Source organism: Grimontia hollisae CIP 101886, from assembly GCF_000176515.1.
Lineage (GTDB): Bacteria > Pseudomonadota > Gammaproteobacteria > Enterobacterales > Vibrionaceae > Enterovibrio > Enterovibrio hollisae.
Map to the genome: position 1 here is coordinate 349,635 of NZ_ADAQ01000012.1, position 22,573 is coordinate 372,207.

A 22,573-nucleotide genomic window follows, 5' to 3' on the forward strand; every position below is an offset into this window, starting at 1 on the left:
TTACTTGAAGTCCATTTGGTTGATGAAGTAATCACGTTCGAAAGGGTCAAAGCGGAAGTTCGCGACACGGCTGTTGACTGACGTGTGCTGGCTGTAGTTCACAATGGGCAGTACGGGATAATCGTCATGGATTGCCTGTGCGACTTTCTGGCTCAGCATCAGACTTTTCTCCGCATCCTGTGTTTTCAGCAGCTCTGCGATAGCGGCATCTACCTCGGCGTTTTTCCAGTTCATGGTTCCCCAATCGCCACCACCGTTGGCAAAGTCAGTGCTGATGATAGGCAAGGGGTCGGCAATAAAACCAAAATTACGAGCGATAAGCGCCACTTCAAGTGAACCGTCAGTGTGACCGGCAGGAATCATACTGGAGTTGGTGATATCGACCTTCAAATCTACCCCTAACTCTGCCCATTGTGCCTGAATAGCGGTTGCAACAGTGGCAAGCTCGGGGCGGTCAGCATAGGTAATTAATGTAAGCCTGAACGGTTCGCCATCGCGTTCCAGTATGCCATTCTCGCCCATCTTCCAACCAAGGCTGGCTAGTAAGGCTTTCGCCTCGTCAAGGTTGAATCCATCGTTGTTGATGTCTGCAAGGTGCCATTGCGACATAGAACTTGGCAGCAACTGGGACGTTTCTGAACCTTCTGCATACAATACATTCTTGGCAATTCCACGACGGTCGATGGCGATACTCAGCGCTTTTCGTGCGTCCTTTTCGTTGAGGAAAGGATGCCCGCTGTTGAGTTTTACAAAGAGCGTACGGGGGATCAGGTCACTGTGAACATTCACCTGATCGGTGTTTTCAAGCTGAGACAGCATGGAAGGATCGAGTGTAAATACAATGTCTGCTTCGCCAGATTTAGCCTGCAGGATACGGCTTTCGGCACGATGGCCGGTTAAGTAAGAAGCAAAAGCGATTTTAGCGTTCTCACCCCAGTATCCATCAAACTTTTGCACCAGGACTTTATGGGGCGGCTGAAAGTCTGCCATTTGATAGGGACCGGTGCCGTATAGGGTTTCTACAGAACCATTATCTTCAAAGGAGGCTGGCGCAACGATGGCGGTGGAGTAGTTGGTGAGCAGGGCAGGAAAGGCAACATAAGGTTCGCGCAAGCGGAAAACGATCTGGTTGGTGCCTTGTGCGTTGATGCTTTCCACCGAGGCTTTACCCAGGGTGCCGTGTTTGGCCAGAGAGTGGTTCAGGCTGTTTAGCACCGCTTTGATATTCATGGGGGTACCATCATGGAAAGTAACCCCGTCTTTGATGTCAAATGTCCAGTCCAGCCCGTTATCGCTGACTTTCCAGCTGGTTGCCAGCCCCGGTGTGACTTCCCCGTTTTGGTCAACATTCAACAAAGTCTCAATCACTTGCATGCGGGTGAGAATATAGCCCTGTTTAGAAGGATCGAGACTGGTGATCTCCCATGGTCCGCTGATGGAAAGCGTATTGGATTTGTTCTGTGCAATTTCTCCTGACTTCTGGCTTGAGAACCAGAGTGTAGCGCTTGCAAGTAAGACAGCAACGAACACGCCCAACCGGACAAGTTTTCCCTTCTTAGCCACTTTGGCGTATGAAATCTTATTCATAAAAGTTCCTAATATACCCAACAACATCCAAAATTGTCTTTTTATAACGCTTTGAAAAATAAGTGCTATATAAAATTCACGCGATATGAATTGTTATAATATAACAATTCATATCGCATACTGAACAGCCAAACCGATCATTTATTGACATAGTTATCAAATAAACAGCGTGAAGGTGGTGGAACTATCCGGCCAAACGTGTTTACACGCTTTTGCTGACTGAACGGAGGGGTCACAACACGGTATTGGAAGTGCTTGAATATCGCCTTCGTCGCACAAATATTCTGTATATGACACATGATGCGTTGCATAATGCTGCGCTTTCCTCTGCTGGGACAACATCATGGCATTCCGAAATACTGAAAAAGCGAAGAACGAAGCCGTTGAGTGGGCGCTGACCCATGGCATGGCACTGAAACAAACTCCTGATTCAGCCAGACATCCGGCGTTTACGCTGACTCCCACCGCCATTGAACGCGAGCGCTTTGAATATCTGGTTTCATCGGTTCACCTGCTGGGCAAGCTGGTACACGCCGTCTCTGAAGATGCGCATTTTATCCACCACGCGATTTCTCCCATGACAGCGGGCAATACCTTCTTCCGGGCATTGTTGAAAATGCACCGGCAAATTCATCACAGTGATGCGCCTGCACGCCGTGTGCCGCTGTTGATGATGCGCAGCGATTTTATGGATGATGCCGAACTTGGCCCAAAACTGGTTGAATTTAACGGCATTGCAGCGGGTATGGGGCCGTTTGGCCAGCGCATTCATGAACTGCATGATTATCTTGCTATCCAGTGGCCGACACCGTTTGTTCAGTGGGCAGGAGAAAAACCGGGCGAGTTGGTAGAAAACCGTGCACTGGAAAGGCTGGCGGAAGGCGTTGCGCAGGCAACCCAATCCATCAAAGATCATTTCGGTGATGGTGGGCGGCCAACGTTTCTGATGGTGGTTCAGGAACGTGAAGACAATGTGTATGACCAACACCTGCTGGAGCACGCGCTTCAGGCGAGGGGAATACGCACTGTCCGCCGCACCTTCCGTGAACTCTATGACGGGCTTTCCACCGGAGAGGGCCACCGCTTGTTACTGGATGGCATTGGCCCGATAGACACTGTCTATCTTCGCGCAGGTTACCAGTTCAGCGATTATGTCGCTCACGACATCGTTGACGTAGCGTGCTGTGAGGCGCTCTCCCAGACCCGCGTGATGATTGAAAAACACCATGTGGCGGTCAATGCGACGGTGAGCCAACAACTGGCGACCAGCAAACGTGTCCAGATGTTACTTTCATCCGCACCGGTTGACTCCCTGATGCAATTTGGGCTGACGAAAAGTGAAGCTGAAACGGTGAAGCATTTCTTGGGTGAAATGGTGGCGGTTGATGAAAACAGTGCGCAGAAGGTCTCTGAAGGGAATGTGGATGACTGGGTATTGAAAAATCAGGGTGAAGGCGGTGGTCACTGTATTTTTGGTGACGATATCATCACCAGGCTGAACAGGCTTGGCCCGCATGAATATGGCGCATGGGCGTTGATGCGCCGCTTGCACCCCATCCCAAGGCCCCAACCTGCGTATATGGTGCGAAAAGGCGAAATCTACGTGGTGGATGATCTTATCAGTGAAATTGGTTTGTTCACCATGCATCTAAATGGCGAACCCTTGATTGATAACAATGGTTATGCAGGGTATCTCATCCGCAGTAAATCATCCAAAGTGACAGAAGGCGGTGTCCACAGTGGCATGGGCGCGCTGGATTCGCTGATGTTTACAGGTAAGTGACAACGCGTTTCCCTATTCATCGTCCGGCCTTGGGTAGGGAAATTTCACATGCCCTATACGAATGACAAACGTTGTCACAGCTAGGATAAGTCCTGCAATCGTGATGGAGAGTATCCGCCAATCATCCATGTTTTTCATATCAAGGATCAGGTAGCGGGCCAGGGCGACAATGCCAATATAGAGAGGCATGCGGACAGGAACTTTCCCCGATTCGAAGAAAACATGCACCATGGCAAGCACTTCAAGGTAAATGAACATCAGTAGCAGGTCGCCGACTGAGACGGAGCGGTTGACGAGCACCGAATAGATTTCTTCGCCAATCGCGTAGACTGTGGCAATCACAATCAAAATCAGTACGCTGTTTTCCAGCAAGTGAATGAGTTTGGAAAACTTTCTGTTCTTTGGCATTTTCACCACCATCCCTGAACCAAATGGCAGTGTAGCGATACTTTTACAGGTATGCCGTCTCAATGGCGAGAACGCATCCCTTTCAGGAGAAAAGAGATGCGTTGAATGGAGGATGAACGCTGGAATCAGCGCACTGAAAGCAGATAGTTCAACGCCCCACGCACGGCGGCAACTTGCGCGTCGTTGCACTCTTCGTCTGTCACTGTCGGGCTGTCAGGGTACACTTCCGTGGTAGTGCCATACTGGCAATGGGTAAAACCACTGCATAGGCCCAGTTTCTTCACCGGATAGTTAATCACACCTTCCTGTTCAATCGGGACACTGATGATGTTGCCGTTTTCATCCGCCGGTGCGATATGGGTCACTTTACGCACTTCATTAATAATGGCGGTCTGGAATTCGGTGTTGGGTTGCTCTGAATCGCCAACCAGATAAAAGCCGTCCGGCACGGTATCTGCTTCGTATACTTTGCCGTCACGGGCGGCAAGCGCGGGGCGGAATTCAGATTCATCGGTATCTGTGGTTTCGTGTAGATCGATATGGGCAAACACCTCAATGCCTAACCTTTTCACCCAGGCCATAACATTTGCAGCTTCTTCTGACGGGCTATTTTCAATAAAGGAGCGGTTTGGATCCACGGCATAAGGGTTCCAGCGGTTGATGGTTTCATATCCCCACGGGCTGACACAGGGGGCAACCAGAAAGTTAAAGTCTCCGGTAAAGTCCAGCGCTTCGGTATCAAGAAACTTTAAAGCGCCATGCACACCGCTGGTTTCGTAACCGTGCACGCCACCGGTGATCAGAATGGTCGGTTTAGACGCATCGAAACTGCGGTTTCGGAGACCAAACAGCGGATAACGTGCAGGGTCAAAGGAAAGCGCGCCGTATTGTTCCACATCGAAGCGATCTTTTAGCGCATTAATCTTGGTCAGGACATCGTCCTGATAGCTGCGTTTGATGCTGGTGGTTGCCAGCCATTGTGCTTTTTCTTCTTCACCCCAGGGTGTTCCCGGGATACCGATTGGGTATGTGTTTGGTGTAGTCATTAATATCTTCCTGGTAGTCATTCGTCAAATAAGGTAACACTGAAAAGCGGCTGAAGTTTACTCTGCATCCGCAATGAGGAAATTTTCTAGCCTGTCAGAGAGCCAGGCTGTCAGGGCGCCGCCGCGCGCATCCATGGCAGTGATTTCACCATAAGGTTGCCACTGCATGGCATTCGCATGCCGCAATACTTGTAAGGTGCCACTACGGAGGTATTTTCGTAACAGCATGGAGGGCACATTCGACCAGCCGGAACCGTCCAGCACGGCATCACGCAGGTGCTCATAAAACGGCAGTGCGATGTAGTGCGGGGAAACGGGGTCTAGCGCTTTCAGACCTTCATCGTCAACATAGGCTAATGTGATTTCTGTATAGCGTTCCAAATCGGCACGCTGAATACGCTTCATGGCAGCGAGGGGGTGATCTTTTCTCACCACTGACATCATACGAACCTGACCGAGCTTTTTGGCGTTGATGCGCCCAAACGCCCGGGTTTGTGGTAGCAGGCCAAAAGCGACGTCCACCATATTTTCATCCACCATCTCATAAAGCTCGGGGGGTGGCGCCACATAAATTGACACACTTGAATCGGGAAATTGCTGTTGAATTTCGCGCATGGTTGTGCGCCAGAAAGACTCTGGCAAGGCATCATCCCGGCCAATCCGAAGGGCCGATTCTATGCCGCTTTCAAATTGCCGGCACTTGGCTTCGATGTCATAGGCAGCTTGCAGGAGGCGCTCACAATCGTCATGTATCATTCGCCCAACATCTGTGAGCTTGACGCTGTTTCCTGAGCGGGCGAGCAATTCCACACCTAAGCTGTCTTCCAGTGCACTGATGGCGGCACTGACCGTGGTGCGGCTTTTCTCCAATTCCCGGGCCGCACCGGCAATCGAACCTTTTTCCACCGCAGTTAAAAACATTTCTATTTGGCTGCTTCGCATTTATGCACACCGTGTCATCAATCCTGTCGTCATTGATTTTACGTCTAAATAAATCAGAGAAAAGACCTGGTGACGAAAAAGTTGTCGCTCAGTGGTTAATCGGTTTTATCCGTTGAGGGTATTGTGTCCAAAGAGCGTTAAGGAATACCCAAGTTACCTTGTGAAATTGGCTTTTTATGCCTGTTACAACTGCGTCAATCGAACAGAGGTGGTTTGGGTATTCTCGCTACTGTCAAAAAATTTGTCACTTGTGAGGATTTATGTCTTGTGAATATACGAAAGAACGCAACTTACTGAAATTTTCAACCTTTGCCTGTTTTTGTTTCGCGGCATTGGGAATTGGCTTAGGGATCTGGGCCGGATCCATGGTGATTGTGTTTGACGGCGCTTACTCTCTGGTCGGCCTGGTACTCTCTTTGATGGCACTGGCAGCCAGCATGTACATCCATAAGCCTGTTGAGAAAGCCAATAAAAAGGTGAAGTCTGTGTCTGAACGTAAAGCAGCGGTTATTGAATCGCTGGTGGTGTTGACCAAGGGGCTGGTTGTGGGTGTCGTGTGCTTGGTGTCATTCGCCTCTGCAATGCAGGCGATGTTTGATGGTGGCCGCGAAGTGAATGCAGGCTTTGCACTGGTATTTGGCATTATCAACGTGGTTGGCTGTCTGGTGACCTATATGACCGTTCGTAAACAGTCAGGTAAACGCCCTTCTGCCATATTGAAAGCAGAATCAAGCCAATGGCTGATGGACACGGTGATCAGTGCAGCGGTTTTGGTGGGCTTTTTGATCGCGGCAGGCTTGATGATGACAGGTTTGGAAGAATATGCAGTTTACGCTGATCCAATGATGGTGATTTTGGCATCGGTATATTTTGCGACGGTTCCGGTGCAAATGATCAGTGAGTCAACCAAGAAATTGATTGCTGTCCATCAGGCGTCAATCCGTGAAAAGGGCGAGGGTATCTTCGCTTAATTCAAGAAAAGGTAATGCTAAAAAGCAGCGTCGGCTGCTTTTTTTGATCTTGTTATCTTGCGTCGTTTTAGAGGCTGGTCGGAGGCGAGTTTGTCGTAAGAAAACGGTAGAATAGCGAAACACTATGTTACCTGAGGAAAAGACACCATGGATAAGCTGAGACTGAAGATTCCCCCTGTGATTGTTGTTGTGCTGGCTCTCGCCTTGATGAAGCTGATTTCCCTTGTTACCCCATCCAGTGAGTTTTTGCTTTCCCTTCCTTCTATTCTGCCGTATCTATTGGTGTCTCTGGGCGTAGTTGTTGCGGTGAGTGGGGTGGTGGAGTTTCGTCGTCATAAAACCACGTTGAACCCCTTGTTGAAAACCGACGCAACCGCCCTGGTGTCTGGCGGTATTTATCAACGTACCCGCAACCCTATGTATCTCGGTATGTTGTTAGCGCTTATTGGCGGTATTTTTTACTGGGCGAACCTATTTACTGTCTTGGGATGCGTGGCGTTTGTGGTTTATATGAACCGCTTCCAGATAGAGCCTGAAGAAGAGTATTTGATTGGGCAGTTTCCTGATGCATTTCCTGAGTACATGATCCGTGTCAGGCGCTGGCTTTAACCGTTTTCTTTTCTCCGGAGAGGGAGCGCTTTTCAGCCTTGTTTATCAATAGCATTTGTGCCTTGTAAGAATGTGGAAATGCATGAAGGCGCCAGATTTTTCTTGAATACCTTTTGCCAGCGTCGGTGAAATGAGCGCAATAAAAACGGGAGTGCCAGTTCTCCCGTTTTTGTTGTTATTTCAGTGTATTCCCTGTGTCTCGCTGTATAGCGTTGTCAGCTGTCGCCGTCTCTATTTTTATTTTGAAGTAGTGTTTGTGATCGCTGGTGTCGGAATAGCTCAATGCTTCACTGCCGGTATTGAAAAGGGGGATTTCCAGATAAAACTTTTTCGTGCCTGCTGCATTTTTCCACAAGCGCACCCGGGCGGGCATCACCAGCAAGGAGGCGGGTAACTTCGGTGCTGGTGTGCCAGTCGTTTTCCTGATTTCATCAAACAGATAATTCACGGACACATTCAGCAAGTTCATGTCTACATTGTCAAACTCTTGGCTGAGTAAAGGAATATCGACAGAGAGAGTAAATACCTTGCCGGGACGGATAACAATACCTTTAAAGTTATGGACATGAGTACCGAAATGGAGGGTGTTGAGCTTATGCTGACCGGCAATACCGATGGCATCAGCGAGCAACGCCACATCCTTTCCTGCACCGGGTAACGTTTTGTCTTTTGCCGAAAACATAACTTTCCAACTGTAGGGCAGGTGGTTATCCAACGAGGATATTTCATAGATCCAGGGTCTGAAAAGTACGGTTCTGCTTCCTGAAAACAATCCTTGCAGCTCTGCTGAACCGCCTTTTTGTGCCTGCAGGTCTCCGGCAGCCCGCTCATGTTCATCATAAGGTGTGAGATGTAGGTGAGCGATAGAAGGTGGGCGTACATTGACCAAGGAGCCGAAGTCGTCGTGCCTTGGATGGGTATAGTGGTTACCACTCAGGCCGCTGTATATATTGCTGTCCGGGTTGCCGGCTCTCGGGGTTTCCCAAAACAGCCGCGTCTTACAATAGGTGACACGGCGGGAATCCGTCGGTGTGCTGGTAACCACCAGATCGTTCTGGCGTGAGTCTGCCGTAAACACCACGAGGCTTGTCCACCGGAGTGGGTTTCTGTCAGCCTTGTCGTCATAGGCGGAGGTTTCGAAGGGGTCATACTGGTTGCTGTCGAAATGGTTTTCTGTGCTTCCTGTTTGCATGGAGTTGGAACAGGCACCCATGTAAATAGCGCCGCCACGATTGCCATAGGCATCAAAGTTACCTAAATCGTTGGATGAGGCGATATATGTCCATTGCCGGTGTACTTCAAGTTTTCCTTCAGGCGTTGGCCAGCGCTTGTCATCAACCGGGTTGCGACTGCCCAGTGTCGGCTCAGACAGGTATAAACCCCAGCCGTCGTTGTTCACTGCTGCACAACCGATAAAACTGTTGTGCATATAATCCTCATACCCCCCGGGAAAATACCAACCGTCCAGCCCATTCTCTCTTGCCATTAAGTTAATGTGTGTGTTGTAGGCACCATCAATACCGACAAATCCGTTCCATGGCATAGCATCGACAACGATGTTCATGAAATCGTTATATGAAGCCCGCGCGGTGGTGGAGAAATTGCCGGGCAGGTAAGGTGTCATTTGGGAGAGCAGGGTGTAATGCGCTTCCATATTGTAAAAAGAAACCTCAACGGTTTTGGTGGTTGCTGGCAATCCGCCGGGCACAACCACTGTGGTCGTCGTGTCGGCACGTTTAATGGGCCTGTGATATACCCGTGTTTCTCCCTGTGCTGAGGGTTTGCTGGTGGTTTGACGGTCTGAGACTTTAATGCCGACCATTTTGCCATCGAGTTTTTTGCCAATATTGGCAATACGGGCGACTTCTTTTCCCGTTGCATCAAAGGCGCGTACCCAACGCACTAAAGGAACATCGACTGTATCATCCAGCAACACTTCCTTTGAATGATTGTACGTGCCCCGTGCAGGCACTGTGATCTCTGTATCTCCTTCTCCATTGTTAAGGGTAAAGCGGGTTAACCCTGACCAGACCTGTGGTATACCGAACCGCTTTTGGGGGAGTTGGTTGGGTTGTCCGGCCCAATACTTAGGATTGTTGGGCGTGCTGTTTTCGGCAACCTTGGGCTGGGGTGGTGTGTGTCCGATAACGATACCGTTACCGCCATCACCGGGATCTTTCAGGCAGCCACTGACGGCGAAATCAAACAAACGGCTGGAGCCGCATTGAGTATAAATACCGTCATTGTTTGAGCCGCCGATGGGACAGAGTGCGGTAGGGTGCGTGGTGACATCCTTTAATGCACCGGACAAGGCTTTCCGCCTGACATAACTTCCCTGCCCCCTGAACGTCCCGGATCCTGTGGGTATCAACAGGTTTCCAACGATGGGGAAATACCCTTTTCCCATGATGACATGAAAATCGTAACGTGCTTTGGTTGGGGAAATCGGGTCGCCGTTGGTGTCTCTCAGGCGAAGGGCTTGCTCTAATTTGATCTGGTTTCGTTCTGCCATCGCGATAACGCTGTTGCGGTCTTTTTGCCATTTTGCCCGCGCCTGCTTGGGAGAGAGGCCGATAGATTCTAGTTCAATTGTCAGTTCGCCGGTTTCAAGAAGGCTGATTAACCATTTGTAGAGAAACTTAGCCAGCCGGTTTGAAGTGTCTGCGGTGAAGCGAAAAGGGGAAGTCATGGCGTGCCGTGTTTTGGAGTAACGTTGGTTTTCGTCGTTCATGCGAAGATACTCTTGCTTGTCCATTGTTACTGCACTGTAAGACAGGGGGGCTTGACTGCGTGTCTGATTATGGCGACATATGATAGATGCGAGCTTTTTGCTTTCTTCCGTTGTGGCGAACAAAAAAGCACCGCCAGAGGCGGTGCAAAAGTGCACATTGCGTCGTGTTATTTTAAATCAAAGCGGTCGTTATTCATGACCTTCGTCCACGCCAGAACAAAATCATCAACAAACTTTTGCTGGGCATTGGCCGATGCATAAACTTCTGCAATTGAACGCAATTCAGCATTGGAACCGAAAACCAGGTCAACCGGTGTTGCAGTCCACTTTTGATCGCCTGATGCGCGGTCATAACCAATATAGAGACGCTCATCCTTGTCAGACGGTTTCCATACATTGGACATATCGAGCAAGTTGACAAAGAAGTCATTGTTCAATGTTCCAGGCTTATCGGTGAACACGCCGTGGCTGGAGCCATCGCTGTTTGCATTCAGTGCACGCATACCTCCTACTAAGGCAGTCATTTCAGGCACTGTCAGTGTTAACAGATCTGCACGCTCTACTAACATTTCAGTTGGAGAACGGTAATTGCGGGACGCATCATAGTAGTTGCGGAAGCCATCTGCGGTTGGTTCAAGCACAGCAAAGGATTTTGTATCGGTCATTTCCTGAGAGGCATCTGTACGGCCAGGGTTAAACGGCACTTTTACGTCAACACCTGCATCTTTTGCTGCTTTTTCGATAGCAGCATTACCACCCAGAACGATCATATCTGCCAGCGATACCTGCGTATCTCCAGCCCCTTTGTTAAAGGCTTGCTGAACGTTGGCGAGCGCTTTCAGCACTTTTTGTAGCTCTTTCGGGTTATTGACCGCCCAGCCAACCTGCGGCTGAAGTGCGATACGGGCACCGTTTACACCACCACGCATATCAGTGCCACGATAGCTGGCTGCCGCAGCCCATGCCGTTCTTACCAGTTCAGGAACGGTTAATCCTGTTGCCAGAATATCCGCTTTGATCTCATCAGCCTGTTTTTCGGTGATCAGTGGATGATCGACGGCAGGAACCGGGTCTTGCCATACCAAAATTTCTTTTGGAACGTCAGGGCCAATATAGCGTGCTCGCGGGCCAAGATCGCGGTGATTCAGCTTGAACCAGGCTTTCGCAAATGCCAGTTCAAAGTCTTCTGGATTTTGGCGGAAACGCTCGGCAATCGCACGGAACTGCGGGTCTTCTTTGATGGCAATGTCAGTAGTGAACATGATTGGTGCATGGCGCTTGGTAGGATCATGGGCATCTGGAACCAAGAGTTTCGCGGCATCGCTGTCTGGCACCCACTGTTTGGCACCGGCTGGGCTTTCGGTCAACACCCAGTTAAAGGTGAACAGATTGTCGAGGTAGTTGGTTGTCCATTGTGTCGGTGTCACAGTCCAGGCCCCCTCCAGACCACTGGTAATAGTGTCTTTGCCGTGTCCGTCACCACATTTGTTTTTCCAGCCCAACCCCTGATCTTCAATCGGCGCAGCCGCAGGTGCCTCCCCCAGACACTCTTCCGGTTTGTGTGCACCGTGCGCTTTACCGAAAGTATGACCTCCGGCGATCAGAGCCACTATTTCTTCATCATTCATCGCCATACGGCCAAAGGAGTGACGAATATCTTTGGCGGCAGCAAGGGGATCGGGGACACCACCCGGACCTTCCGGGTTGACATAAATCAGCCCCATCTGGACAGCGGCGAGGCCTTCTTTCAGATTGCCGTTTTCATCACGCCTTTCATCAGCGAGCATCTCTTCTTCCGGCCCCCAGTAAACCAAATCTGGTTCCCAGTCGTCTTCACGACCACCGGCAAAGCCAAAGGTTTTGAAACCCATCGACTCAAGGGCCACATTACCGGTCAGTGCCATCAAGTCAGCCCAGGAAATGGACGCGCCATATTTCTGTTTTACTGGCCAAAGCAGACGGCGGGCTTTATCGAGGTTGCCATTATCTGGCCAGCTGTTTAATGGGTCAAAACGTTGTTGGCCACCACCGGCACCACCACGCCCATCATGGATACGGTAAGTACCGGCTGCATGCCAGGCCATACGAATGAAGAAAGGTCCATAGTGACCGTAATCAGCTGGCCACCAATCCTGGGATTTGGTCAAAACTTCAGAAATGTCTTTTTTAACTTGATCAATATCGAGGGTTTCAAAGGCCGCAACGTAGTCAAAATCTGCGCCGTAAGGATTAGACTCCTGACTATGGTCACGAAGTGGTGCGAGATTAAGTTGATCCGGCCACCAAAATTGATTTGATTTTAGCTCCATTTGTGCCATCACTGGCGATGAAGCTATTACACCGGATAGGGCGATGGATAATAGCGTTTGCTTTAACATGTGTACCTCCATTTATTGTCTTGCCAACAGCTTCTTCTATTTGGGGTTTCTCTTATTCAGTGCAGTTGCATTAATCGCATTTCTACGCTTCATCAATATTTTTGAATGAAGCTCAAAAAACGAATATCGTTATCCGACAATATCCAACATAGACATTGTTAGGTTGATAAAAATCTACAGGCGTAAATATCCATCAGCCTATAGCTGCTTAATATCTTATGTTCAAAATAGGTAGGCAGCGAATGAAGCTGCATATTCACCTATTTGAGTGCTAGTCGGTTGTATTTTCGAACTAAACAATCAAGGGATTGATAATGGTTAGATATTCTTTATATGAACGCTGTCCATTTATTCATCATGAATGGATTATAGAGAGTGAATCGTCATTATATAAAAGGGAATATTTCGATGGCATCGATTGGTAAAAACGAAAATGAAACATCAAAATTTATATCATAATGTATTAAATTATTAATATCATAGGTTTTATTTTGTTTTTCTTTGGTGTGATTTTGGCGGTAACATCATAAAATCTGACCTGAAATTAAATTTATTCTGGTCAATTGGAGAATATGTAATTGTGATTATATGAAACCCTTTGCTTTGTTCTATCTTTAAGAATAGTGACAAATTTTAAAACATCCAACAGAAAATAATTATCACTGACGTGCAACAAGTAAAACAAACATCATCGACATTACGCTGGCTATGGCTCTATCTTGACATGACAAGAGATCCTCCTGTCGGGCGAGTTGGCATCGCTGTGCTCTTTGTTGTCCTTTTTTATGAATTTTTGAGGATAGACGGGGTGGGCTCGCTGAAAAAAACGGAGAAAAGATGTTGATATGTGTGTGGTGCCCCAAAATAGGGCGTGCAGAATCGAACGTTCATAAGCATCGAGCTGGTTCTTTTTTCAAGAAAAATCTCGTGAGTTATTCTTTTTATGAGGAAATAATCACAATTTCATGTTCTGTCGTATAAATTTGTAAATAGAGGGGTAAATGTAAGACGACATCAAATAAAAACATCACAAAAAAATATTCAAAGTGCTTAATTAATTTATAAATGGCTAGAATAAAATGAAAACAAACAGTGTATCAAATAAAGCTACAGAAATTAATAATTCAGAAAAAACAACGCATGAACCTTTTATTAATAAAATAACAAAGATAAAAAATGCCTCAACAGAAGATGTAGTAGCTATTGGGGGATTAATTCAAGAAGAAATAAGACGAACAATTAACCCAACGAAAACACCTCTTGTAACTACGAGTGGGAATTGGAAATCTACGGTTATGCATCGACTTGGGTTATTGATGTCTGGCACCCCTTCTTCAATGCCTCTCATTGGTAGTAATAATATACACCAAGAAGAAACCACATCAGTTATCCCACAGGCATCTACTATGCCAAGTTCAGCTTCTTTTTATCACGGTTATCAAGAAGTAAGCTCAACAGCGTCAATTACACCAGATAATCACATTAAAAAAATAAGAAAAAAAAGAAGCCTTGAAAATAGTAATGGCGGTGAAAGTGTAAATATAGAAAATATAGAAAATAAATATGACCTTACCAGGGATAACATTGAAGATAAAATTTTCAATGGATCTGCAAAAAAAGAAAAAATTCATCATAAATTACTTGATTCATTAAAGGATAGTATAGATGAATATCAATCTCTCAGTAATAAAAACAGTAGAGAGGGAATAGATAAACTAAAACAACAAGCCAATATTTTGGCGAAAATATATAACGAGTTTAATTCTAAAGATGGAAAAGAGAATTATCTCTCTGAAAAAAACAATATTATTAAACTAATTAGTGAAATACAAACGGAGTATAAGTCACATAAAGTTGAAATTGAAAAGAATATCCATGTCATTTGGATTGCGGGTGCACCACCAGAAAGTATTACCAAATATGCCAAAGCCTATAAAGCAGCATATCCTGAATTTACTTTCAATTTATGGGTTGATCCCAATGCCATGTCGGCGTATGCATTTAATAAACAACTGAGAGAAGCTGCTTTTGAAAATGCAAAGAATGAAGTGATTTATTCTTTAAGCGAGGAAGAAATTGATGAGTTAATGACAAAAGAGAACTTAACCGAAGAGCTTAACAAGAAATTGACAACTCTTTTTGAATCTCATCTTTTCAAATCTGTATTGCAAGTTCAGGATGCAGTAATGAACTATGCATATGTAAAAGGTCTACTGACATTTGATGATGAAAACCGCATGGGTTTTCTGAAAGAGATTTTACACTACGATGATGAAAAAATAGAAAAGTTCAAGGAAATATTGCGAGAAAATATAGAGAAAACAGACAGATTGGAGAAAGATCTTATAGAGATATTTGGTAAAGATAAAATAAATGTAAATGATGTGACATCTTTATCAGATATGAAAAAGGTGCATAGAAAACAGCACTATCAGCAAGAGTTAATTCTAAGAGGAAACTATGCTGCTGCCACCGATCAGTTACGTATGTATATATTAAAAGAGCAAGGAGGCATTTATACAGATTATGATGTCACACCCGGCTATACACAAGAAGTCTATAAGATTATACAAGAAAACAGTAAAGATTTTGATTTTCTGGAAAAAGAAGATCATCGTCGTGCACTCAATGATGAAATACTCTCAATTGTAAGTGAAGAGAAAAGTACAGGATTGAAAGATAAGCTTCCTAAAGAAGACGTAGAAAGATTAAATAAAATCATAACGGAAGTGAAAAATCTTGGAGATAATAAAATATTCTCTCCAATAGAAACCAAAGTAATACGTGATTCTATGGTGATGTCTAAACGCTATCAATGGTGGGGTAAAAAGGCAGGTTGGAATATTCGCGGTAATAACAACTTTCTCGCAACTCATAAGGGAAGTAAAGTAACGGATTTTGTAACTTCGGGGCAGGATAATGCATACCGAGAATTTTTTAAAATACGAGAACAGTTAAGAACCGAAGGCATTAGTGAACATCATTACTATCATAATCCAAATAATAATGAGCAATCCGATCCACTACGTGGCCGTGAAAAGGTAGAAGCAAAACTGTTTGCGTCTGACTTAGAAAGCAATGATAAAAAGGCAAGAAAAAAAGAAGTACTAAAAGATCTGGATAAAGATCTTAAAGAATATGGTAAGTTTCTGACATCCGAAGGAAAAGGAGTGAAAAGCAAAGATATTCGGGGCACAGATGATTTTCTTAAAGGGTACAGTGCTGGAGATGCAGTAAGTAGTGTCTCTGGATTCAGGGAAGAAATGAATATTAAAGAAATAGTTGATCTAATGAAAAAAAATAAGGAAAAACTAACTTATCAACAAGTTGGTGCATTATCGTATGAAGTAGAAAGTCGTGCTTTATCGGTAACGTTCCAGCCTAAAGTCGAAGAGTACCATAAACTTTTTGATAAAGTTGCTTCCAGTGGGGAATTTGACAAATCAGCCAAAGAGAAGTTAATGCCGCAGTTGTTTTTACTGAATTTGGTCGGTGATGGATACGGAGGTCGATGTGATCCTTTATCAATTCTTATGCTGACAGAAAAATATCTGGAGAGTAAAAGTCAACAAGGTCAGCCTGGAAAATTAATTGAAAATTTGTATTCTGCCGCGGCTGTGTTAAATGCACCTTCTCATTATACAGATACTGAAGTAACGAAAGCAAAACAATTACTAAACGCACTGGTTAGACTTCATGCCAAAAATCCAATGCACTCCACTAAAGAACAAGTATGGAAGGAAAAAAAAGAAAAACAACCAATCAATGAGGTTGTTACATTGCTGAAATCAAAGGGCGAGAAAAATGAACCCGTATTATTAAAGTTAGAAGCGCCCGGGCATGCTATGGCTGCATGGGCTGTCGGTGAGGGAACTAATAGAGTATATGGATTTTATGATGCCAACGGTGGAACCGTTGAGTTTTCAGATATAAATAAGCTTAGTCAATATATTAATGAATTGTTTGGTAAAGAGGGTCTAGATAAGGCAACTAAGTACCATTTAAATAAAGATGGTGAAGCGTGTATTTTTGATCGTGTAGTTGTTTTAGATGGCGAAGCACTATCAAAGTATAAAACAGGACTTAACGAAAAACCGTTACAAGATATATTGAAAGTCAATGTATTTGATCCTGTTGTAAAAAGAAAAACAATAAAAATAAAAGAGAAAAAGATAAAATTTGATCCTAAAAAATATAAAGAAGGGACGTTATTTTCTAAGTATAGAATGGATGGCACCATTCCTAGAATGTACAGCACACTTTATATTACTGGTCCTGATGCGATCATGAAGTCCATGAAAACTTATTACCATTCATTGGGAGAGCTCGGCCAATGTCGTTTGGATCAGAGTGACAATCGCTTTAAGGGACTCGCAAAAGATTCATTTGTCGGGAATCTTGAAAAAATCGTTGAGGCCGAAGGTGAGCATTACGACTGGGTGAATCAAAATTCAGCAGGCATTAATGATGTCACGCCAGATGATGCAAGTACATGGATAGGTAAAAAGTCGGATGCAAAAGAAATCTTTTCTAACCTTCTTTTCACAAAACAAACAGGTGGACTGTTTGGAATTACACCGACAAAATTAGATGTTAGACGATTGACGATTGGATGGCCATCCGACTTAAAGGATAAACTAAAAAAAGAATGGCCAACATTAGAAGAAGACTATAATAAGATAGTTGATGAGGAGCATATCGACTTAGATAAACTTTCTGATATCGACAAAAAAATACATCACTATTTATTGTCGTCTGACAATAATCTTGTTAAGTGGGTAGGTATATCATTATCTGATCAGTTGACTGTAAAATTGAATAAAGTCACTGTGCCTATAGAAAACAAAGTGCATTACTTATTAACAGACATAAACAGAAGTCCAGATAGAAATAAAAAATCTATTTTTTCACTATTATCAAGTGACAAAGATACAAAAATTGTCATCTGGAAAGATGATGTCTATAACAAAGTATTAGTGTTAAAAGAATTGTCTATATTAGAAGAGAGACAAAAACAAATACGAGACCTGATAACAACTACTGATGGTCATGAAGTAGGTACCAAGTTAGAAACATATTTATCGTTAAAGGAGAAAGAGCAGCTAGGCACCATTACACATGATGAGCATGAAACACTCTTGGTTGTTTTGGATGAACTCTCGCAAAATGAAAAAATAAAACAAAAATTAATTGAAATAGAGAATAAATCTCATTCTTCATCTGTAAAAAAATCAATAGAACAATATGGAAATAAAATTTATAATTTAAAATTTGAAGATATAAAAAAATTAAAAAGCAAAGAACTCAACGTAGATATAGATACGTTATGGAAAAAATATATTATAAATGAAAATAAAATTATTAGCGAATTGCGTGAAGATGCAAAGAAAAACAATCTAGAAAAAAGGATAGAAGTTAAAAATATTTCTAATGATTTAAAAGATAATCAATTAATAACGGATATGATGCGTGACGGATATGGCTTTGAAGATCTCGATAAAATCATAAAGTATGGCATCCTTAATCAAGAATCTGGTGTGATGATACAAGATGCAGCCATGGTTGCACCTTCAACTGAATTGGTTAAGACAGTGTTAAATTACACAGGAGGAAATGATGCTGATGCAAAAATTATCCTAAAAAGACTTTATCATCACTTTTTTGGTGAAGGAAAGCCTCATTTTGGTCCTAGTAGTTATGAGCAGGCATTAAAAGTCTCTTTTGATTCAGTTTTAGAATCATTGGATACAAATAATCTGGGTAAATATTTCTTATCTGTGATGAACCAGGATGTTTCTGCCCTTGGTGTGAAGTTTTCCAGCACTGATGGGATTTTAACGTCTGAGGTTATGATTTCGGGTATGAAAGATGGTTTGCCAAAAAATCATAACATTGTTTTAGAGAGGATGAATAAATATTTTTCAACTCTTTATGACGTGAGCAATGATCTCAAACAGAGTAAGTCAATAACTTTAGAATCAATAAAAATAAAATTCAACGAAAAATCTTTAAGTTTCATGTTGCAAGATGACGCACATATAAGGAGTTTTTTAGAGAGAGTAAAAGAAGTAAAAGACATATCATTAACTGAAATAAGTCGAGGACTGACAGGTAAAAACAGTTTTGTAGACTGTGCAACACATATAACTGCGGATAAATTCCCGAGTATCATAAATAATATTTCAAAAGAAATAAAGTCGAAATCACCATCTGTATTTTCAATGTCTGAGTCAACGTTTGTTGAGCAAGGAACATTGAAGGGATTAGGCTACGCAGGTAGCGACAGTTATATCACAAACCCTGTTTCTGCACCTAAGTTACATGATATTTCCATACAGGCTAAATATCGGGCACTAAAATGGGGTGATTTTTATGGTAGAAATGCAAAACTATGGCAAGAAGCGGTAAGGAAATTCGAGGGTAATAATGTTAAGTTTCACCCGCAAATGCTGCTGACACCGGAGGAAGGCCGCTGTATGGGGTTGGCAGAGTTATATCTTCTTGCTAACAGTGAAGAGCATTACAAAACATTGCAAGAAAATCTGGATTTAGCCAGTGCGTTATATCAGGAAAGTCAAATCGATCAATCTCAACTTTCTGAAGGTGATAAGCACTTATTGGATTCGACGTTGAACCAAGTCGAGCATGCGCAACAGCATGGTAATAATAAGCTATTATCTTCCCAAGATATTGAAAAAATCAGATTGTCTGATTTTGAAACGAACAGTGTTGCTGACTATTTAACAGACACCAAGGTAAAAAATCTATTAATAACGACTAAGTTTCATAGCATGGTTGTTTCGGATTTTGAAGGAAAATTCCGTGTAACCGATCCTAACTTTGGTTATGCAGATTTTACAAGCTTGGAACAGGCGTTGAATTTTGTTGAAGATTCTATTCAAATTTCGCCTGAAGTACGTGAATTATACACAGGAACATCAACCGGTGATGCTGTTGATATTAGCTTTGTAAAAGATAAGAGTTGGAAAGATATCGTCAGCTCTGATGCGCTTGATCTCACTACTCATCATCACCAGTCAACACTTGAGAAGATTAAGCAATCAAGTATTACTATTGATATTAAAGGGAAAAAATTTGATTTGGTTGCTTTGTATAAATATGGTGTCTTCTTTGATGGGGCCAGAATTGATGATCGTGTCAGTAAAACAAAGTTTGACGATACTGATGTTGACAAATTAAAAGTCGATGTTGAGATGTTAAAAAAATATGTTGATGAGCATTGTCTGAGTGCTAAAGAGCATGAAGAAATAAAAGTGCTGGCTGAAACATTAACGTCTACTGACGAACAAAAGAAAATCAGCATTGATGACATCTTCTCAAATGATGCCAAAGAGAAACATTTGGCACGTAGATTACAAGCCCAAAGTGAACGTGTTGGCCAATTAATTTCTGATATTTATAGAAATATAAAATTTAAAATTGATGAATTAGGTTTTAAAAAATTTAAACTTGGTGCTTTAAATTTTAATGATAATAATGATAAAATACAACTTTTATTAGAGGATCTTGATGCTAAAAAATCTGTAAATGTTGATATTGACATTTCAGATTTTAAAATGACCTTACGTGAAGGATTAGATGCCCTGTCAGAGGGGGTCGATCGAATGAACCTTGATGGCATTATGTCTCTTCTTGGAATTATGCAATATGTTCGATTGACACAGAGTGGTGATCATATTTCTGCCGTGGATCATGCTAATTTGGGCTCAGACGTTAAGACAGTAGCAGAAAAAGTTGTTGGCTCCACACTCATATTTATGGGTAAAAAGAATTTTGGTTCTAACATCAGTGATATCACCTTTGAGGCCATAGCTGCCCAGAAAGTCAGTCAATTAGCAACAAAAATTGGCGGACCAACAGGAAAAGTACTGTCTAGGTTCGCCAACGTCATCCGGTTTCCGCTTTTAGATACCGCATTAAATTTATGGTCTCTGGGGGAATCGGTTCAAAATTACTTGAATGCCGGTGACGGTAGTGCAGAAAAAGTGTTGGCAGAAGTTGATGTCGCCTTTGCGTCAACTTTTACTGCACTAACGCTTGGCAGTTTTGCCTTTCCTCCTCTTGGAATTGCCGCATTCCCATTAATGTTCTTACAGCAAGAGGTAAGGAACTTTCAACTGCATTTACACCAGGAAAATGCGAGAAGAGCGGCCTGGGTAAATGTAGAAAAATATTTAAACCAGGCAGAACATAGCATTGTGAAAATTGATAAAGACAATGGCGTGATAGATCTGTCTCCATGTCAAATTGTGGGTGATTTGAAACTAGATCTGTCAGCCAAACCACCTAAAATTACAGGGGAACCTTCATATAATCTTGGTAAGGATATAGGTAATAACCCTCGCTTGTCTGATGAGGAAGTAAGAAAAATCAGCAAGTATGCGATTGCATGTGTTGATAGAGATGAAATCAATGTACCTAACCTTTTTGGCAGCTCTGGAGGAATACACTGCCGAGATCTATCTAGTGAAAGTAATCTGGTCAGAGGTTTTGGTAATCGGAACTGGCCTTCTAAAATGCCATCAGTACCAGAAGGTGACTATAGTACTGTTATTCTTGGTTACACTTCCCAGATTAGAGCGAATACCGAAGTGATATATATGACATGGAATGGTTATCAGGAAGTGGCGAGACAAGGTTTCCCTGTTGTAGAGCATTTGGATAAGCATACTGAAATCATTACTGGAGATAAGCCTGTTCGCATAGTATTACCTAAATTAGAGTCTAAAATGTTTACTTCAGAAAACAGGCATGATCTAAGAGCATTGACACATTATTGGTTCACCGTAAGAGGTGGAGATAAAGGTGTGACTGTTTACCCGAATGGTGTGGGTAATTTTAATATTAAAGGGAAAAAAGGGGCGAAGAATATTCTCTCATTTAGTGAATTACCTTATCACTTAAATGTTCATGTTGATTTGAATAAAACAGAAAGACAGACGGTCGTAACTTGTGATTGGTCTGGTTATCCAAAGAAAAAAGAAAATATGATGGATCTGGTTCAAGAGAATATCAATACCCTTGTTGGATCTAATCAAGGTAATAACATCTTTATCGGTAATAATAATGGAAATCATTTTATCACTGGTCACGCTTTTAACAAAATCCACCTTGGAAAAGGTAGTAATGTAATCACAGTCCCTGATGTGAATGGAAGTTTTTTTGATACAATTCTTTATTTAGAAGATAGTAAAAACATTCAATATTTACAACTTGGTTGTAGTATTGATAATATTCATAAAGTGAGGTCTTTCAACAATAATACATATATATACTTTAGTGAGCATATTAATGATTTTAAGAACGTGATTAAAATCCATTTTCCAAAAAATAAAGGTTTCGATAACTCTAACATTGTTATTTTGACTGAAGATGGTTTGGAGCTTGGTGTAGATAAAAGTGGTAATCTTTTCGCGATAAAAATCGATATGGTAAAATTTGCTGAATACCATAAAGATGTTGGTCTATTAGATCCAGAATATTTACTTTCAAATAAAAAACTACATATCTTAGGAAAAGAAGTTAATGAGGTTGATTACGGCAGTTATAATGTTTTTATAGAAAATGAATATTTAACCTATAAAATAAAGAAAACAAATAAAACAATTTATATGAACACTAAATATTCATCAACACTTTATGGAAGTAAAGGAAGTACCTATAGGGTTTGGGGTATAGAACAGCCTAAACATCATGTTGTTCTTCACAATGACAATGAATCTCCAGAGAATATTGACATATCTAGTTTTACTTCTATTAACAATAAAGTGGAAGTTACTGCTTACTGTCAGAATGATAAATGTGTGCTCAAGGTTTCTTATGATAAGAAAACTTTTGAATTAACGATAAAACCAAATTCTATTGAACATGGACATTTGAAAGACTCAAAAGCCAAGATCATCCTTGATAAAGATAAAACAATGACATTGGAGGAAATATTTATTTTATCTGCTGGTGTGGAAAATGAAGTGCTAATCCACAAAAACAATAAATGGAGCGAAAATGAATAATATTTTCACTTAAACTATCGCATTGATAATATCGGTTTATCTCCTATAACAAAAAAGGGATGCGGATGTATCCGCCTCCCTTTTTAA

At 42.8% G+C, this 22,573-nt stretch carries 10 protein-coding genes; 4 read left to right on the forward strand and 6 right to left on the reverse strand.

Translation table 11 applies throughout. From position 1 onward, the window contains the following. Window positions 1–1,587, reverse strand: a complete 1,587-nt coding sequence (locus VHA_RS12685; protein WP_005504910.1) for an ABC transporter substrate-binding protein — start codon at window positions 1,585–1,587, stop codon at window positions 1–3. Between the two features lie 343 nt (window positions 1,588–1,930). Between VHA_RS12685 and VHA_RS12690 the strand changes: the two genes are divergently transcribed. Further along, the gene (locus VHA_RS12690) at window positions 1,931–3,370 is read left to right on the forward strand and encodes a glutathione synthase (RefSeq protein WP_005504912.1); all 1,440 of its coding nucleotides are present in this window, start codon (window positions 1,931–1,933) and stop codon (window positions 3,368–3,370) included. 12 nt (window positions 3,371–3,382) lie between these two features. On the opposite strand, the gene VHA_RS12695 is transcribed toward VHA_RS12690, so the two are convergent. The 3 genes from VHA_RS12695 to VHA_RS12705 all read right to left on the reverse strand — a co-directional run bounded on the left by VHA_RS12695 (window position 3,383) and on the right by VHA_RS12705 (window position 5,766). Beyond that, entirely contained in the window at window positions 3,383–3,790 is a 408-nt protein-coding gene (locus VHA_RS12695) for a phosphate-starvation-inducible protein PsiE (RefSeq protein WP_005504914.1), read from the reverse strand. 113 nt (window positions 3,791–3,903) lie between these two features. After that, window positions 3,904–4,824 (reverse strand): M14 family metallopeptidase, encoded by a 921-nt coding sequence (locus VHA_RS12700; protein WP_005504916.1) that lies wholly within the window; start codon window positions 4,822–4,824, stop codon window positions 3,904–3,906. Between the two features lie 57 nt (window positions 4,825–4,881). Further along, entirely contained in the window at window positions 4,882–5,766 is an 885-nt protein-coding gene (locus VHA_RS12705; protein ID WP_005504917.1) for a LysR family transcriptional regulator, read from the reverse strand. Window positions 5,767–6,026: 260 nt separating this feature from the next. On the opposite strand from VHA_RS12705, the gene VHA_RS12710 reads away from it, so the two are divergent. Together VHA_RS12710 and VHA_RS12715 are read left to right on the forward strand one after the other, a co-directional pair. Then, entirely contained in the window at window positions 6,027–6,737 is a 711-nt protein-coding gene (locus VHA_RS12710; protein WP_040528883.1) for a cation efflux transmembrane domain-containing protein, read from the forward strand. 147 nt (window positions 6,738–6,884) lie between these two features. After that, a complete protein-coding gene (locus VHA_RS12715) occupies window positions 6,885–7,346 on the forward strand; it encodes a methyltransferase family protein (protein ID WP_005504920.1) in 462 nt (153 codons plus the stop codon). A gap of 175 nt (window positions 7,347–7,521) precedes the next feature. Here the strand turns inward: VHA_RS12715 and VHA_RS12720 are convergent, their stop codons facing one another. After that, the gene (locus VHA_RS12720; RefSeq protein ID WP_005504925.1) at window positions 7,522–10,101 is read right to left on the reverse strand and encodes a hypothetical protein; all 2,580 of its coding nucleotides are present in this window, start codon (window positions 10,099–10,101) and stop codon (window positions 7,522–7,524) included. A gap of 143 nt (window positions 10,102–10,244) precedes the next feature. Then, window positions 10,245–12,455 carry a catalase/peroxidase HPI gene (gene katG / locus VHA_RS12725; protein WP_040528885.1) on the reverse strand — a complete coding sequence of 737 codons (2,211 nt, stop codon included), beginning with the start codon at window positions 12,453–12,455 and terminating at the stop codon, window positions 10,245–10,247. Between the two features lie 1,079 nt (window positions 12,456–13,534). On the opposite strand from katG, the gene VHA_RS12730 reads away from it, so the two are divergent. Continuing rightward, window positions 13,535–22,486, forward strand: coding sequence for a DUF3491 domain-containing protein (locus tag VHA_RS12730; protein WP_005504930.1), 8,952 nt, complete (start codon window positions 13,535–13,537; stop codon window positions 22,484–22,486). Window positions 22,487–22,573: the final 87 nt, after the last annotated feature.